Annotated in this window: 13 protein-coding genes; 6 read left to right on the top strand and 7 right to left on the bottom strand. The window is 60.5% G+C overall.

Features of this window, described 5'->3' with window-relative positions; genetic code table 11:
- The first annotated feature begins 130 nt into the window (after positions 1 to 130).
- The 5 genes from GKKCFE_RS15760 (at position 131) to GKKCFE_RS15780 (ending at position 4,087) form a co-directional block, all read left to right on the top strand.
- The gene (locus tag GKKCFE_RS15760; RefSeq protein WP_047227760.1) at positions 131 to 571 is read left to right on the top strand and encodes a CBS domain-containing protein; all 441 of its coding nucleotides are present in this window, start codon (positions 131 to 133) and stop codon (positions 569 to 571) included.
- A 70-nt stretch (positions 572 to 641) separates the two neighbouring features.
- On the top strand, positions 642 to 1,238 hold the full coding sequence (locus GKKCFE_RS15765; protein ID WP_445576806.1) for a paraquat-inducible protein A: 597 nt from the start codon (positions 642 to 644) through the stop codon (positions 1,236 to 1,238).
- Positions 1,235 to 1,894 (top strand): paraquat-inducible protein A, encoded by a 660-nt coding sequence (locus GKKCFE_RS15770; RefSeq protein ID WP_047227758.1) that lies wholly within the window; start codon positions 1,235 to 1,237, stop codon positions 1,892 to 1,894. Before GKKCFE_RS15765 ends, GKKCFE_RS15770 begins: the two co-directional genes overlap by 4 nt.
- On the top strand, positions 1,875 to 3,533 hold the full coding sequence (locus GKKCFE_RS15775; protein WP_445576807.1) for a PqiB family protein: 1,659 nt from the start codon (positions 1,875 to 1,877) through the stop codon (positions 3,531 to 3,533). The genes GKKCFE_RS15770 and GKKCFE_RS15775 overlap by 20 nt, the downstream gene beginning before the upstream one ends.
- 17 nt (positions 3,534 to 3,550) lie before the next feature.
- A complete protein-coding gene (locus tag GKKCFE_RS15780) occupies positions 3,551 to 4,087 on the top strand; it encodes a PqiC family protein (RefSeq protein WP_047227756.1) in 537 nt (178 codons plus the stop codon).
- A 104-nt stretch (positions 4,088 to 4,191) separates the two neighbouring features.
- Here the strand turns inward: GKKCFE_RS15780 and GKKCFE_RS15785 are convergent, their stop codons facing one another.
- Positions 4,192 to 4,821: a glutathione S-transferase family protein gene (locus GKKCFE_RS15785; protein ID WP_445576808.1), complete on the bottom strand. Its 630-nt coding sequence runs from the start codon at positions 4,819 to 4,821 to the stop codon at positions 4,192 to 4,194.
- 262 nt (positions 4,822 to 5,083) lie between these two features.
- On the opposite strand from GKKCFE_RS15785, the gene GKKCFE_RS15790 reads away from it, so the two are divergent.
- Positions 5,084 to 5,635, top strand: coding sequence for a phage infection protein (locus tag GKKCFE_RS15790; protein ID WP_076383999.1), 552 nt, complete (start codon positions 5,084 to 5,086; stop codon positions 5,633 to 5,635).
- A gap of 149 nt (positions 5,636 to 5,784) precedes the next feature.
- On the opposite strand, the gene GKKCFE_RS15795 is transcribed toward GKKCFE_RS15790, so the two are convergent.
- The 6 genes from GKKCFE_RS15795 to GKKCFE_RS15820 form a co-directional block, all read right to left on the bottom strand.
- Entirely contained in the window at positions 5,785 to 6,879 is a 1,095-nt protein-coding gene (locus tag GKKCFE_RS15795) for a DUF1615 domain-containing protein (RefSeq protein WP_160894132.1), read from the bottom strand.
- 436 nt (positions 6,880 to 7,315) lie between these two features.
- On the bottom strand, positions 7,316 to 8,290 hold the full coding sequence (gene hemB / locus GKKCFE_RS15800) for a porphobilinogen synthase (RefSeq protein WP_047230550.1): 975 nt from the start codon (positions 8,288 to 8,290) through the stop codon (positions 7,316 to 7,318).
- A gap of 113 nt (positions 8,291 to 8,403) precedes the next feature.
- Positions 8,404 to 9,249: a PhzF family phenazine biosynthesis protein gene (locus GKKCFE_RS15805; protein WP_445576809.1), complete on the bottom strand. Its 846-nt coding sequence runs from the start codon at positions 9,247 to 9,249 to the stop codon at positions 8,404 to 8,406.
- An 8-nt stretch (positions 9,250 to 9,257) separates the two neighbouring features.
- On the bottom strand, positions 9,258 to 9,956 hold the full coding sequence (locus tag GKKCFE_RS15810) for a glutathione binding-like protein (RefSeq protein WP_076383995.1): 699 nt from the start codon (positions 9,954 to 9,956) through the stop codon (positions 9,258 to 9,260).
- Positions 9,957 to 10,082: 126 nt separating this feature from the next.
- A complete protein-coding gene (locus GKKCFE_RS15815) occupies positions 10,083 to 10,484 on the bottom strand; it encodes a hypothetical protein (protein ID WP_107322621.1) in 402 nt (133 codons plus the stop codon).
- Positions 10,485 to 10,487: 3 nt separating this feature from the next.
- On the bottom strand, positions 10,488 to 15,329 hold the full coding sequence (locus tag GKKCFE_RS15820; protein WP_445576810.1) for an RHS repeat-associated core domain-containing protein: 4,842 nt from the start codon (positions 15,327 to 15,329) through the stop codon (positions 10,488 to 10,490).
- Positions 15,330 to 15,592: the final 263 nt, after the last annotated feature.

Below are 15,592 nucleotides of genomic sequence, written 5' to 3' on the forward strand. Positions count from 1 at the left end.
GCCTCACTTCGGTGGTGAACTCACCGGCAATGACGCTTTTGGACGACTGACTGCCGCTTTAGCGCTTGCCCTGCGCCGTTGGGTCTACGATTCTTAAACCACCCGCAAAAACAACACCTGAGGCTTGCCCATGAAAACCGTCGCGCAGTTGCTCCGGATCAAAGACGAGAAAAACCAGCAAGTGCACACCATTTCACCGGACGACATGGTGCTGCAGGCCCTGATGCGCATGGCCGAGAAAAACGTCGGTGCCCTGCTGGTGGTAAAGAACGGCGAAGTCCTGGGGATCATCAGTGAGCGCGACTACGCGCGTAAAATGGTCTTGCATGGCCGCTCTTCAGTAGGCACCAAAGTGAGCGACATCATGGTATCGCCCGTGATCACGATAGACCCCCACCAGAATGTCGAAACCTGCCTGAGCATCATGACCGAAAAGCATTTGCGGCATTTGCCGGTAGTCGAAGACGGCAAACTCGTCGGTCTGCTGTCCATTGGCGATCTGGTCAAGGAAGCGATTGCCGAGCAGGCGGACCTGATCCGACAACTGGAGCAATACATTCGCGGCGAATGATCCGTTCAGGCGGGTTGCTCAATCTCAACCTCCTTCTATATTGAAGGAGTTGTTCCTGCCGAGCATCCCGATGGCCGATACCGACCGACTGATCATTTGCGAACATTGTGATGCGGTGTACGAGCCGATGGTGCTCGCTGCGCATCAGAAAGCCTCGTGCGTGCGATGTGGCGCGGTGATCCAGCGCTACAACGGCCTGACCATTGAACAGCGCCTGGCCTTGAGTGTGACGGCAGCGGTGTTGTGGGCTTTCGCCAACATCTATCCAGTGATGAGCATCCGCCTCCAGGGCCTGAGCAACAGCGCGACGCTGTGGGATTCCATCGTGGCGCTGAGCCTTGGCCCCATCACCTTCATCGCCCTGGTGGCCGCGGTGGCGATCATCATTGCCCCGGTCTTTCAGTTGGTATTGCTGATCTGGGTGCTGGTCTACGCCTACGCCAATCAACGGGCGCCGGGGTTCAGCCTGTGCATGCGCAGCCTGGAAACCCTGCGGCCGTGGAGCATGCTGGAGGTGTGCCTGTTGGGTGCGCTGGTGGCGGTGATCAAACTCGCCGGGCTGCTGGACGTGCTGCCGGGCATCGGTCTGTTTGCCCTGGCCGCCCTGAGCCTGCTGATGATCCGCATCGCCGGACGCGACGTGCGCGATTTGTGGGACAACCTATGAACCGCGAACCGTTGCCTCCCCCGCCCTTGGCCCGCGACCTGAACCTGTGCCTGTGCCACAGCTGTGGCCTGGCCTGTGACATGAGCGACGAGCCCGAGACCTGCCCCCGCTGCGACGCCCCGTTGCACCGGCGCAAACCCGACACCCTCACCCGTACCTGGGCCTACATGCTGGCGGCGTTGGTGTTCTACATTCCGGCCAACCTGCTGCCGGTGATGAATACCCAGATGCTCGGGGATGGCGCTGACAGCACCATCATCAGTGGCGTCATCGAATTCTGGCAGGGCGGCGCCTGGGACATCGCCCTGATCATTTTCATCGCCAGCATCGCGGTACCAGGCATCAAGTTCGTGGTACTGACCTTGCTGTTGGTCACCGTGCAGCGGCGCAGCACCTGGGCCCAGGTCCAGCGAGCGAAACTGTATCGGCTGGTGGAAGTCATCGGCTACTGGTCGATGCTCGACGTGCTGGTGGTGGCGCTGGTCGCGGCGCTGGTGAAATTCCAGGCACTGAGCGATATCGAGCCGCGACCGGGCATCCTGTTTTTCGGCCTCGTGGTGCTGTTCACCATGCTGTCGGCCATGAGCTTCGACCCGCGCCTGATCTGGGACACCCAACCATCCGAGGAGGCCATGGATGAAGTCGCAAGCCACTGACGGGCAGCAACCGGCACCAGGTCGCGCCCATGTCACCAGCCGCCGCTGGACGGTGTCGCTGGTATGGATAGTGCCGATCATCGCGGTGCTGGTAGGGTTGTCCCTGGTGGTCAACAACTGGCTGCAGGAAGGTCCGACCATCACCATCACCTTCAAGACCGGCCAGGGTCTGACCGCCAACAAGACACCGGTCAAATATCGCAACGTGGTCATCGGCCAGGTCACCGACGTGCAATTGAGCGACGACCAGAAGAACGTCACCGCCACGGTCAAGCTGGCCAAGACGGCGGATACCTTCACGCACGAGGACTCGGTGTTCTGGGTCGTACGGCCGCGCATCGGAGCCGGCGGAATTTCCGGGATCGATACCCTGCTGTCAGGGGATTTCATCGGGGCCGACGCCGGTCAATCGAAGATTCGTGCCAAGTCCTTTACCGGCCTGGAAGCCCCGCCACCGATCACCTACGGTGAACCGGGCAAGCGCTTCACCCTGCATTCCCAGGACCTCGGTTCACTGGACATCGGCTCGCCGGTGTACCTGCGCAAGATTCCGGTGGGCCAAGTGGTGTCCTATGCGCTGGATGCCGATGGCAAAGGGGTCAACATCGACGTATTCGTCAATGCGCCCAACGATGTCTACGTCACCGAAAACACCCGGTTCTGGAACGTCAGCGGCGTGGACGTGAACGTCGGCGCCAACGGTTTTGCGGTCAAGACCGAGTCACTCTCGGCGCTGCTGGTGGGCGGCATCGCGTTTCGGGCACCGGAATACAGCCCCAACGACAGCCCCGCTAGCGAGGACAAGACGTTCGAGCTGTTTGCCGACCAGCAGAGCGCCCTGGCCCCGCCGGATGGCAAGGCGCAATACCTGGCTTTACGCTTCGATCAGGCATTGCGCGGATTGCGGGTCGGAGCGCCGGTCGAATTCCTGGGCGTCGAAGTGGGCAGGGTCGTAGCCATCAATCTGGATTTCGACGAGAAGCTGCGCAGCTTCCCGGTCAATGTCGGCGTGGTGTTCTACCCTCAGCGCCTGGGCAAAGCCCATGAAAAACTGCTCAAGGCGCTCAATCACAACCCGGATGACGAAGCTGCCGGCGCTCGCCTGATCGGCAGTTTCGTCGAACGCGGCCTGCGTGCCCAGGCCCGCAGCGGCAACCTGCTGACCGGGCAGTTATACATCTCGCTGGACTTCTACCCCAAGGCTGAAAAAGTCACTTTCGACGCCAACGCCCGCCCGGTCCGTATACCGACCATCCCGGGCAGTCTCCAGCAACTGCAGGAACAACTGCAGGCGATGGTCGAGCGAATCAACAAGCTGCCCCTGGAAAGCGTTGCCAACAACCTGAACGGCAACCTGGTGGAATTGCGCAAAGGCCTGGCCCAGTTCAACAGCAAGACCCTGCCAAGCGTGCAAAACACGCTGCAGGACGTGAGCAAGACCCTGCAATCGGCCAACTCGACCCTGGCCGAAGATTCGCCGCAACGCGAACAACTGACGCAGACCCTGGACGATCTTGGGCGCATGTCGCGTTCGTTGCGAGAGCTGTCCGACTACCTGAGCCGCCATCCCGAATCACTGCTTCGCGGCCGTCCCAAGGATGCACCGGCGCAGAACCTCACATTGCCGGCGAACGAATGACCACAGGAGCACGCCCCATGCCGCTGATGCTGAAACTCCCCCTGGTTGCCTTGGTGCTGCTGCTTGCTGCCTGCCGCGGCGATCCGATCCAGTACCACACCCTGAGCCCGGCTCAACCTGCCGGCCAGCCACGCACGAACATGGACATCCAGCTCGAGCAGGTGAGCGTTCCGCCTCAGGTGGACCGTGCGCAAATGGTCATCCGCCAAGGCAACAGCGGGCTGGCGATCCTGGAAACACAATGGTGGGGCGCCAGTCTGGCCGATGAACTGCGCAGCAGCCTGGACGAACAATTGAGCAACCCAGGTGCAGCGAAGTTATTGCTGCGGGTGGATGTGCAGCGCTTCGATTCGATCCCCGGCCAATATGCCCGCATGGACGTGCAGTGGCGCCTGCGCGAGCTGGGCAACGAAGCCCATACCCTGACCTGCCGTAACAGCCTGCAAACACCGGCGGGGAGCAGCATCGATGAGCTGGTGACGGCCCATCAGCAGAATGTCCGACAGTTTGTCGGCCTCGTTGAGCAAGCCGCCACCAAAATGACATGCCCTTGACCCGTAGGCGCTGCCGAAGGCTCGGGCCGCGTTTGGACGATCTTCTGTTTTGATCTTTCGTTTGCTACTCGGAAAAACCGCAGCCTCGCTACGCTCGACAGCGCCTACAAGGGCCAGTGCAGCGACAGCACCGGCGCAATGCGCGGATGGCGGTCGATGCGCTCCAGTAGCTCGTAGAACGGCGGTCGGGCATTCAGCATGGCCTCCCGCGTGTCTTCCCACTTCGTGACCACGGCGGCCAGGATATCCAGTGCTCCCGGCTCGGCACCGCTGAGAAAAGGACGAGCCGCAAACTGGTCGGCAAACAGCGCCCAGTTGCGATGTAGCCGCTGCCGGGTGCCCGATACCAATTGCTGCCGAGTCGCTTCATCCGCGTCGACCAGCCAGCGCTCTGGAAAATCGATGATGCCGATGGGCGTGTAGCAATTGGCGACGATATAGACCAGGCCCCGTATGGCTTGAGCACGTTGGGTCGGATCGTCCGGCAGCAACTTCGATTCAGGAAACACCAGCCCGAGATGGATCAAAATCGCCGCGGCTTCGGTCAGCACCGAACCGTCCGGCAACAGCAAGGTCGGGACCTGCATCTGAGGGTTCAATGCCTGAAGCTCTTTCGCCGCCTCGTTGTCTTCGGTCGAATAGGCATCGACACGGCGATAAGGCACGCCACACAGGCACAGGGCGATCTCCACAGCCGAAGAGCCGGATTGCCGGTAGCCGAATAACTGATACATGAACTTGCCTCCTGCGCTTGGGGGTAGCCGGTAGAACCCGCGGGCCCGCCAGTGTTCCACCCGGCAGACGACACGCACTCTCCATGGAAGCGAGCCTGCCCGCGATATCGGCGGATCAGTCAACATCAATATTGCTTGCCAACCGCTCGGCGAGGTATCACCGCCGTCGATATTCACCATCAGGCCAATGAAGTTCTCTTGATTGTCGCTCCGGACAACAATGGCTCCACACCAACCCACTGCATCCCCGGAGCACACCATCATGAAACGCCAAATCATCCTCAGCCTCGCTTTCTCGGTACTGGCAGCCAACGCATTCGCCGCCTCCTCCCACCCGGTCGTTGCCGAAGGTGGTTCTGATCGACTGATCGAAAAACGTGTTGCCGAAGGCGGCTCCGATCGCCTGATCCAGAACCGCGTTGCCGAAGGCGGCTCCGATCGCCTGATCCAGAACCGCGTTGCCGAAGGTGGCTCCGATCGTCTGCAACAGAACCGCGTTGCTGAAGGTGGTTCTGATCGTCTGCAACAGAACCGCGTTGCTGAAGGTGGCTCCGATCGTCTGCAACAGAACCGCGTTGCTGAAGGTGGTTCCGATCGTCTGCAACAGAATCGCGTCGCTGAAGGTGGTTCCGATCGCCTGCAACAGAACCGCGTTGCCGAAGGTGGTTCCGATCGTCTGCAACAGAACCGCGTTGCTGAAGGTGGTTCCGATCGTCTGCAACAGAACCGCGTTGCTGAAGGTGGTTCCGATCGCCTGCAACAGAACCGCGTTGCTGAAGGTGGTTCCGATCGTCTGACTCAGAACCGTGTATGAGTTGTTCAATCCAAATGCGTGACGAAACCCAACTCAATGTGTGGCGAAGGAGCCCCCTCGCCACAATGCTTCAAACACCTCTGGAACCTAACGCATCACCATGAAAGCCCGGCCTTATCCGCCGGGCTTTTTCATTGCCCACCGATTGCCTAGCGTCCCGCAGCCCGCGTCATACAACGCCGGTAACGCTCATCCACTCGCTTGGCGAACCACGCCGTGGTCAGCTTGCGCGTGATTTTCGGGCTCTTGAGCACGATTCCCGGCAACACCGCCCGGGGTAACTGCTTGCCCTCGGCCTTCTCAGCCAATTCGAAGACCCGCTTGTACAGTTTGCTGTCCTCGAACGCCAGGCTGTCGCCCTGCTCCAACTGGTCGCGAATGGTCGGGTTGCGCATCCCCAGCGACCTGCCCAAGGTGCGCACCGCCAACTCGGTGCTGCCTGGCATGATGGAATCATGCAAGATCAAATCGCCGTCCAGAGCCAGGGGAATGCCTGAGGCACGACTCACTGCATGCTGGAATGCCGCGTTGCGGCTGGCGTACCATCCGGCATTGAAATCGGCGAAACGATACAGCGGTTCGGTGTAGCTCACCGGATACCCCAGCAGATGCGCAATACCGAAATACATCCCGCCGCGACGACTGAACACCTCCCGACGAATCGACCCATCCACCGCATAGGGATAATCCCGGGCATTAGCCTGGGCAAACGCGATGCTGACCTGCATCGGCCCGCCAGTGTGCACGGGGTTGAAGCTGCCGAACAGTGTCTTGCCCAAGGGCACCATGCCAATGAAGTCATCGAAAATCGCACTCAACTCCTTCTCGCTGCGCGCGGCATTGAGCCGATCACTGTAGCTTTTGCCATTAGGCGAACGCACCTGGAGGGCGCCGCTGATCAATAGACCCGGAATGTGCATCTTTGCCGCGCGACGATCGATTTCCTGCCGGGCGATCTTGCCCAACCCCGGTACCGCCGGATCAGCCTGGAACGTCGATTCCTGTTCGGTCACCGCCAGGACGGAACAGATATTCTGCGTCGTGGGTGAGATTTGCTGAGCGGCAAAAGCCACGTAGATATCCGTCGCCCAGCCCTCGCGATCCACAGTCTTGGCCGGCAACAACCGCACAATCTGCGCCTTGACCTCGGCGGGCTGGCGTTCCGGTTCCTGGGCCTGACGGCTGCCGCAACCGGCCAGGGTCAACAACGCGGTGAGGCTGATCATCAATCGATTGAGTTGCATGTTGCTCCATCAAGTCTGTTATTGCTCAGCAACCATACGATCAAAAGCCGGTACAGGCTATGTTCTGTTCATCAGAGCCAAAAGGGGTCTTGAGAGCAAAGAAGGCTCGACAGCAGCAAAAAGCTGACGTGAGAGATGGGTGGCCTAACACCATCAGTGTGGGAGCAAGACTCCACAGTAGATTTGGGTGGGTGTCTGTGGGAGCAAGGCTTGCCCGCGATGACGGCGGCACATCCGACATTGATGCAAACTGGCCTACCACTATCGCGAGCAAGCTCGCTCCCACAGGGTTGACCGCGGATGCTCACAGTTTCATCCCACGCCACAAGTCCCATGTGGGAGCGAGCCTGCTCGCGATGACGGCGGCACATCCGACATTGATACCAACTGGCCCCCCACTATCGCGAGCAGGCTCCCACAGGAAATCCAGCGTCGATCAGATCCCGCTCAGCGCCAGATCCATCGCAAAATAGGTGAAGATCAGGTCTGCCCCTGCTCGTTTTATCGCGCCGAGACTTTCTCGCACGACGCGGGCTTCGTCGATGGCGCCGGCCTGGGCGGCGAATTTGATCATCGCGTACTCGCCGCTGACCTGATAGGCCGACAGGGGCAGGTTCGAAGCCTGGCGAATATCGCGGATGATATCCAGGTACGCGCCGGCAGGTTTGACCATCAGTGCATCGGCCCCTTCCTGCTCATCGAGCAAGGATTCGCGCAGCGCTTCGCGGCGGTTCATCGGGTTCATCTGGTAGCTTTTGCGGTCGCCTTTCAAGGCACTGCCGCCCGCCTCGCGGAACGGACCGTAGAGCGCTGAAGCGAACTTGGTTGAATACGCCATGATTGCCGTCTGGCTGAAACCGGCTTCGTCCAGGGCTTTGCGAATGGCCTGGACCTGCCCGTCCATGGCGGCGGACGGCGCGATCACATCGGCCCCGGCACGGGCCGCCGCCACGGCCTGTTTACCCAGGTTGAGCAAGGTCCGGTCATTGTCCACTTCATGCCCGTGAAGCACCCCGCAATGGCCGTGATCGGTGTACTCACAAAAACAGGTGTCAGACATCACGATCATTTCCGGCACCGCGTCCTTGCAGATCCCGGCCATGCGCGACACCAGGCCGCGCTCGTTCCAGGTGTCGCTGCCATCGCTATCCAGATGATGGGACACGCCAAAGGTCATCACTGACTTGATACCGGCACGGGCATACCGCTCGATCTCACCGGCCAGTTTCGATTCAGGAATGCGCGCCACGCCCGGCATACTCTTGATCGGTACAAAGTCATCGATTTCTTCTTCGACGAAAATCGGCAGCACCAGGTCGTTCAGGGTGAACTCGGTTTCCTGGAACAGACTGCGCAGGCTCGCATTGCGACGCAGACGGCGTGGACGTGCTTCGGGGAACTGACTGGACATGGGACTCCTGAAAAATGGGTGCTCGATCGCAGGGGACAAAGCTTATGCCCTCACCCGCCTGGGCACAAACGCCGACCGGAAAACAGAGTTTTACCGGCCGGGCAATAATCGGCTTACAAGGTCAGTGAGCCATTGACGCAGGTCACCACCGCACCACCAATCCAGACGTCCTCGCCCACCTGCTCAACATGAATCCGCCCCGCCCGGCTCATGGTCAAGCCCTGGCTGACCACATAGCGCGACGGTGCCAGCCCCTTGGCCAGCATCCACTGGGCCAGCCCGGCGTTCAGGCTGCCGGTGGCAGGATCCTCCGGCATGCCGTCACCGGCAATGAAACCGCGCACTTCAAATTGCGCCTCAGCGCCATCCACGGCCGGTTCCCACGGCGCGATGACGCCCACGGCCAGATCCCGCAACTGCTGGTAATCGGGCTTTAGTGCCAACACTTGCTGGCGATTCTTGAGCATCAATGCCAGCCAGCCGGCACCATTATCAACCCACTGCGTCTCGACAATCGCCTCGGCCTGCAACCCCAGTCCCTTGCGCACTCGCTCCAGCACTTGAGCCTCCAGCGGGCCGGACTTGAGCAAGGGCGGCGCCTGAAAAGCCAACCCGAAATCGCTGCGGCGAATTCTTACCAGGCCAACGCCACATTCCTGCACGATCTGCGGCCCTTTCGGCACGCCTCCGGCCTCCAGCCAGGCATGACAGCTGCCCAAAGTCGGATGACCGGCAAACGGCAGTTCAGTCGAGGTGGTGAAAATGCGCACCCGGTAATCCGCCTCCGGATGCTGCGGCGCCAGCAGGAAAGTGGTTTCGCTGAGGTTGGTCCAGTTGGCAAAAGCGGCCATGCGCTCGTCACTGATCTCGTCCGCCCCGAGCACCACCGCCAGCGGATTCCCCTTGAGCGGCACTTCGCTGAACACGTCCAATTGCTTGAAATTGAAACAGCTCGTCATCAGTCCACTCATTCCGGAATTTTCAACCCGCGTGCCACTGCCGGCCGCGCCAGGAAACGCTCCAACACCCGCGTTACATTCGGGAAATTCTGGATACCCACCAGATCCCCCGCTTCATAAAAACCGATCAAGTTGCGCACCCAGGGAAACGTGGCGATATCGGCGATGGTGTAGCGCTCGCCCATGATCCAGTCCCGGCCTTCAAGACGACCATCAAGCACCTTGAGCAGGCGCTTGCTTTCCTCGACGTAACGATCACGAGGTCGCTTGTCTTCATAGTCCTTGCCCGCAAACTTGTTGAAGAAACCCAACTGCCCGAACATCGGCCCGATCCCGCCCATCTGGAACATCAGCCACTGAATCGTCTCGTAGCGCGCCGCCGACTCCTGAGCCAGCAACTGCCCGCTCTTGTCCGCCAGATAAATCAGAATCGCCCCCGACTCGAACAACGCCAACGGCTGATCTCCCGGCCCATGAGGGTCGAGAATCGCCGGGATCTTGTTGTTGGGGTTCAAGGAGAGGAACTCCGGGGATAGCTGGTCATTGCTGCCGAAGTCCACTTTGTGGGGTTCGTAGGGCAGGCCGATTTCTTCCAGCATGATCGAGACTTTCACGCCGTTGGGGGTCGGCAGGGAGTAGAGCTGGATCCACTCCGGGAACTGGGCGGGCCATTTTTGGGTGATGGGGAATGGGGTTAGGTTGGGCATGGGAGCGGACTCCAGAGGGGGAAGAAAAAAGCGGAGCATAGTTCAGAATGATTGCCGTGACATCAGGAAAGCATCTACATGAACCACCCCGCTGCAAGCAGGCCTAACTTCCCATACGACCACAACTTACTCATCCACATTTTTTATAGATTCCAGCCATAGAAAAAAATAATCTTTCTGCAGCTGAGGATCACTCACTATATCCCGATCCTCATAATCAAATATATTAACTAGATCTGCTCTCGATGCACGCTTACCTAGAACATGCTCATAAGCCGCTATTCCTGATGACATTTGCGAGGACATACTTGAAGGACGCACACTAAGCTTGGCTCCTTTGCACAAAAATTTTATATCCGTATGCTCCTTAATAATTTTCCCTAGACACTCATACACATCCGCTCCCGAGTATTTCTTTGACCAGCCACTTTTAAAAGTCAGCAGAATAGTGGATTTTTGTGCGTTCACGTCCAGCACCACCTCTTCCCTCTGGCCATCTTTAATAACTGGAACAAGCTGTCTTTTCATGTGTTATTTCCTCTGGGGGTTGGGCAAAGAATACCCTACGTAGGAACCATCTCTTTTAAGCGGCGTAACGCCAATAATATCTTCCGTTCTTACTCGATCTGGAATTGCAATCTCATACTCATAGCTATAGGGAACGTCCTCTGGCGGTAGCTCCTTATTAACATCACGCCCAGGAATTTTTTTCAGAACATACAGATACCCTTTCCGCGTTCCATATTTTGTTCCAAAATCAAGCCCCACTTCAACGCTAGTTGTTGTGCTGACAAAATTACTCGGTGGATTTCTGTTATCCCAAATATGAAGCAGTAGGTCAGTACTTTTTCCCAAGCTCATAAAACCTTCTTTAAAAATGACCTCCGGCCCCCTCAAATCTCCACGATAAAGGTAGGTAGGTTTGGGTAGCGATTTTTCACCCTCATCCACCCCAACCTTAGCCGCCGGATCCTGACTACCAACCGCCGACCTGCACCCACCCTTCCCCGGACAATCCACCAACCCCAACGGATCCACCCACCCCGTCGGGTTCAGGGTGTAGCGATACCCGTTGAGGCCACCCGCCAGTTTGCTCGGGTCAGGCGTCAGGTAGCGGCCGGTTTCCGGATTGTAGTAGCGGTGCCGGTTGTAGTGCAGGCCGCTTTCGGGGTCGAAGTATTGGCCCTGGAAGCGCAACGGTTGTTCCAGCTGTTCGCCGCCGCCGTGGACCAGTTCGGTGGTTTTGCCGTAGCCGCTGTAGCGTGCCGACCAGACGATGGTGCCGCCGTAGTTGGTCAGTTCCTGGGGTGTGCCCAGGTGGTCGAGGTGGTAGTAGAACGGGCAGGCGTTCGGGCCTTTGCCGTCGAGCAGGGCCAGGGGGCGGAAGGTGCCCGGTTCGTAGACATAGCTGCGGTGGTGGCGCGGGCTGCTTTCGGCGACGACCTGGTCGCCCTGCCAGAAAAATTCCGTGGTCAGGCCGTCCACGGTCTTGCTGATGCGTCGGCCGAAGGCGTCGTATCGGTAGGACGTTTCGCGCCCGTGCGCCGTGGTGACGCCGATCAGCCGGTGTTGGCTGTCGTAGCGGTATTCGCTGACGAGGCACTGGGCCTTGCCGCGCCGTTCGCGGATCAGGTTGCCGAAGGCGTCGTAGTCGTAGTGGCGGTCGCCCTCCATCAGCAGGCGGTTGCCCTTGAGGCGAGCCGGGCCGGGGCGGTCCTGCATCAGCAGGTTGCCGCCCGGGTCGTGGGCGAAGTGTTCCGGCGGCTCGCTGTGGGAATAGTCGATGCCGATCAGGCGATCCAGCGGGTCGTATTGGTAATGGCGGCGGTTGCGCTTGTCGGAAATGGACTGCAGGTTGCCATTGGCGCTGTAGGCATAATCGCGCCAGAACAGTTGCTGCTGGTTCTGCCACACCGTCTGGGCCTTGAGCCGGCCCTGTTCGTCGTAGTCGTACTGGCTGAGCAGCAGGCCTTGGCGGCGCTGGCGTTCGCGCCCGCCGCTGAGCTGGTGTTCGGTGAGGCGCGAGCCGTTCAGGTCGATGGCCGTCAGCACGCCGCCCCGGGCGTGGTGGTAGTCGAGCTGGCTGTTGTCCGGCAGGCGCAGGTGGTTGAGGCGCCCGCAGGCGTCGTAGCGATAACGCAGGGTGCCCCAGCCCTGGTGTTCGCTGATCAGCCGGTCCTGGGCGTCGTATTCGAAGGCCAGCGGGTGATCGGTGCCGTCGTTGACGTGGACCAGCCGGCCCAGCCCGTCGTAGCGGTATTCGATGGCCTGGCCGTCGGGCAAGGTCTTGACCAGCAGCCGCCCGGCCCCGTCGCGCTGGTAGCGGGTGACCCATTGGGCGCCGTCCGCGCCGTGCTCGGTTTTCTCCAGCAGGTGGCCATTGAGGTCGTAGGCGTAGGCGGTGCGTTGGCCGTCAAAGCCGATCTGCTGTCGGATCAATCCGTTCGGCGTGTAGTCCAGCTGATATTTTTCGCCGGATTCGTTTTCGATTTCAGTCAGCAACAGCCGCGCCGAATCGTAGCGATATTTCAGTTCGCTGCCGTCGGGGTTGAGCCGACGGCTGATCAGGTGCAGGTCGTCGGCGTATTCATAGCGGGTGGTCCGCCCCAGCTCATCGCGCTCGGCGGTGACCTTGCCGTAGGCGTTGTAGTGCCAGGCGCGGGTCGCACCACCCGGCAAGGTGGTTTCGAGCAGCCGGCCCACCGCGTCCCACTGGTAGTGCGTGAGGGCGCCGTGTTCGTCCTGGCGGGTCAGCAAACGCCCCAGGGCGTCGTAGGAAAAACACCGGCGCCCCGTGTCGGGCAGGGTTTCTTCGGTCAGTTGGCCCAGTTGATTGCGGGTAAACCGATGCTCGCTACCGTCGGGGTAACGGATCGCCAGCAATTGTCCTTGGGCGTCGTAGTCATAGCCGGTGCCCTGGCCGTGCGGATCGATGGCCTCGATCACATCGCCCTGGGCGTTGCGCCGGTATTGCCACACGGCTTTGCCGCGCGAGCGGGCGTGCAGGAAACCGTGGCGGTATTCGTAGGACGTCGGTTCCTCGTCCGGCGGAATCAGTGCCACCAGCCGTCCGGCTTCGTCGTAGCGGTATTCGGTGACGGCGCCCAGCGGGTCCTGTTCGGCAATCAGCCGGCCCTGGGGGTCATAGGCCTTGAGGTGCTCGCCGCCATCGGGCTCGACCTTGCGCACCAGCCGTGCCCGCTCGTCGTGGACGTACACCTCCTGGCTGCCATCCAGATGCTGGACCGTGACCTGCCCGTCCTCGCCCCAGGTGTAGCGGCTGTCCATCTGCGCAAACGAGGCCCAGTGCCGCACGCAGCGGGCTGCGCGCCCTGCCCCTTGCCATTCCCAGAAGAAACTCGCACCGCCGGCCAGTTGCCGTTGCAGGATGACGTGCTGGTCGTCGTAGTCGTAGCGTTCGCTTTCGCCGGCGGCGTTGGTCGCCTCGATCAGTCGCCAGCGGGCGTCGTAGCGGTAAGCCACCAGGGTCTGTTCGGTGCGCCAGGCGTCGTCCAGGGTCAGGGCCGGGTGAAAGCTCTGGTAGTCGATGGCGACCAGATGACGTTGCTCATAACGCAAGCGCAGAGCGCGTCCGGCGCCGTTGTCCAGGCGGCTGATGTCGCCATGGATGTTGCGCTTGATCGTCAGGCGGTTGGCGTAGCGGTCGCTGAGGGCGGTCAGATGGCCGTCGCGAAAGTGTAGGAAAGGCGCGTCTTCGCCCGGCTGGGCGATGATCAGTTCGTCCGGTTCCACTCCGAGGTAAATCGCCGAGCGGGCCAGGCTGTTGTGGATCGCCGGGCGTTGCTCGCTGGGCAGCGGAAACGTCGTACGGCGGTTTTCCTGGTCGATCCAGATGACCTGCTCGCCCTCAAGCAACAGGCGATGCGCCAGGGCATGGCTCCAACCGCGGCCCAGGCCGATGTCCAGGTCCACCGCGCTGGTGCGGTACAAGCGGGTGAAGACAAACGGCAGCCGGCCATCGAGGGTGCCGTCGTCCAGGGTCAGCAGCTCCTCGCCGGTGACCATCGACACCGGGCAGCCGCTGGTCTGGGTCAGGGCCGCGGTGTCGGCGCTGTCACCGTTGGGGTTTTTCGATTGGTTGGGGGCGTCGTCGTGGGGTTCGTGTTCGCTCAGGCGTGTAGAAGGCTGGGATTTTTCCCGCGCCACGGCGGCCGGATTGCTCACGGATACTGGCGCAGAATTCTCAGGGGTAATCTGCAAAGGTCCGACAGGCGTCGGTTTTAAAGGCGCACGCTGACTGACCACCAACGGTTTGAGCACATCGGCATGTTGATCGAGCCGGTCGGGGGTGAGTTGGCCCAATCTCAGGCTCGATGCCAGCAACCACTCCCGGGCCCGCTCCGAGCGGACCCGGCCCAGCACATTACCGCTCATGCGCAGACCCAGGCCCAGCCCCCCGGTCAAACGCATCAGCAGGAAGTTGATCAGCACCGAGGCGCGCATCTCGCCCACGACTTCAGCGACGTGCTGGGGCGGCAACATCCGTAGCCAACTGGCGAAGGCCGCCATATGCACGAAGAGCAACGGCTCGTCGCCCAACACCATCAACCCTTTGGCGATTGCCTCGGAGGACGCCTTCAGTAGCTGCTCAAGCTCGGTTTGAGTCAGGTACTCCAACAACTTCTCGCTGTTAGCCTGCAGGTCCGCCAGCAGTTCGAAGACCTGTTTGACGTCGTCCCACAACTGATGCAGGGCGTTTGTGAACCCGCGCCAATCAGCTTGCTGCAATGCGCTGTAGCGCTCGAGAAATCCGCTGTCGGAAAACTCCAACCACAGCGGTTGAAATTCATCCCACTCCGCTTGCAGCCAACCTTCCAGTTGAGCAATCACGTCACGGTAGGACGCGTACAGCGCCTTGACATGCTCGGCCGTCACATGGGGAAAAAAGGTGATGCGATAACGCTGGCCCCGCCAGCAGTCGGGGACTTCCAGAATGCCGCTGGGGCCGATCACGTGATGAACCGGTTCGCCGAAGATTTCCTTCCCCGGCTCGCCCCCGGTGACCGGTTCCAGCATCACCGGTGTGTCGCCAATCGGCACGAAGCGCGCCGCCTGGAACATGTGCACCAGCGTCAGCGGCCCCTCCGCCGGACAAGCAACCACCGTGGCGCTGACAGGTTGATCAAGGTCCTTCGGGGCCGCCAGGGACACTTCGTTGCCGACCTTGAACACCTGCTCGATATCCAGCGCCCAGCCGGCCCAGAAACTTTCAGCCCAGGCGTCGTAGTCGTTCAGGCAAGTGCGGAAGTCCGCCAGCACCGCTTCGATGTCCGGCTGCTCGGGGTCCATGGCCGCAATCACCAGCGAGCCGATGACGTTGTTCAAAGCCAGGAGTTTGTCGGGGGCAAACATGCGGAAATCTCGCGGTGCGGGGACGGACGCGAGACTTTGCCGAGGACGGCAGGGAAAATAAGTCAGAGGAGGAGACGGCAGGTGTAAGGCGATTCTTTAAATACGAAACCCAAATGAACGCGTCACGAAACTCGCACGCTCCATTCTTAAATTCGCAACATCCTGTCGCTAACATTCGCCCTACCTCCTGGCAGGAGGCCTTACAGTGCACGGAATCGGTCGGTATCGAACCAAAGGGCGCCAGAAGACTCTGAGCAATGCCC

It is taken from the genome of Pseudomonas sp. E141, assembly GCF_052659885.1.

What these genes read in the sequence shown, in the direction of transcription:
- GKKCFE_RS15760 (WP_047227760.1), top strand. Translation starts at nt 131, where the DNA reads ATGAAAACCGTCGCGCAGTTGCTCCGGATCAAAGACGAGAAAAACCAG.
- GKKCFE_RS15765 (WP_445576806.1), top strand. Translation starts at nt 642, where the DNA reads ATGGCCGATACCGACCGACTGATCATTTGCGAACATTGTGATGCGGTG.
- GKKCFE_RS15770 (WP_047227758.1), top strand. Translation starts at nt 1,235, where the DNA reads ATGAACCGCGAACCGTTGCCTCCCCCGCCCTTGGCCCGCGACCTGAAC.
- GKKCFE_RS15775 (WP_445576807.1), top strand. Translation starts at nt 1,875, where the DNA reads ATGAAGTCGCAAGCCACTGACGGGCAGCAACCGGCACCAGGTCGCGCC.
- GKKCFE_RS15780 (WP_047227756.1), top strand. Translation starts at nt 3,551, where the DNA reads ATGCCGCTGATGCTGAAACTCCCCCTGGTTGCCTTGGTGCTGCTGCTT.
- GKKCFE_RS15785 (WP_445576808.1), bottom strand. Translation starts at nt 4,821, where the DNA reads ATGTATCAGTTATTCGGCTACCGGCAATCCGGCTCTTCGGCTGTGGAG.
- GKKCFE_RS15790 (WP_076383999.1), top strand. Translation starts at nt 5,084, where the DNA reads ATGAAACGCCAAATCATCCTCAGCCTCGCTTTCTCGGTACTGGCAGCC.
- GKKCFE_RS15795 (WP_160894132.1), bottom strand. Translation starts at nt 6,879, where the DNA reads ATGCAACTCAATCGATTGATGATCAGCCTCACCGCGTTGTTGACCCTG.
- hemB (WP_047230550.1), bottom strand. Translation starts at nt 8,290, where the DNA reads ATGTCCAGTCAGTTCCCCGAAGCACGTCCACGCCGTCTGCGTCGCAAT.
- GKKCFE_RS15805 (WP_445576809.1), bottom strand. Translation starts at nt 9,249, where the DNA reads ATGACGAGCTGTTTCAATTTCAAGCAATTGGACGTGTTCAGCGAAGTG.
- GKKCFE_RS15810 (WP_076383995.1), bottom strand. Translation starts at nt 9,956, where the DNA reads ATGCCCAACCTAACCCCATTCCCCATCACCCAAAAATGGCCCGCCCAG.
- GKKCFE_RS15815 (WP_107322621.1), bottom strand. Translation starts at nt 10,484, where the DNA reads ATGAAAAGACAGCTTGTTCCAGTTATTAAAGATGGCCAGAGGGAAGAG.
- GKKCFE_RS15820 (WP_445576810.1), bottom strand. Translation starts at nt 15,329, where the DNA reads ATGTTTGCCCCCGACAAACTCCTGGCTTTGAACAACGTCATCGGCTCG.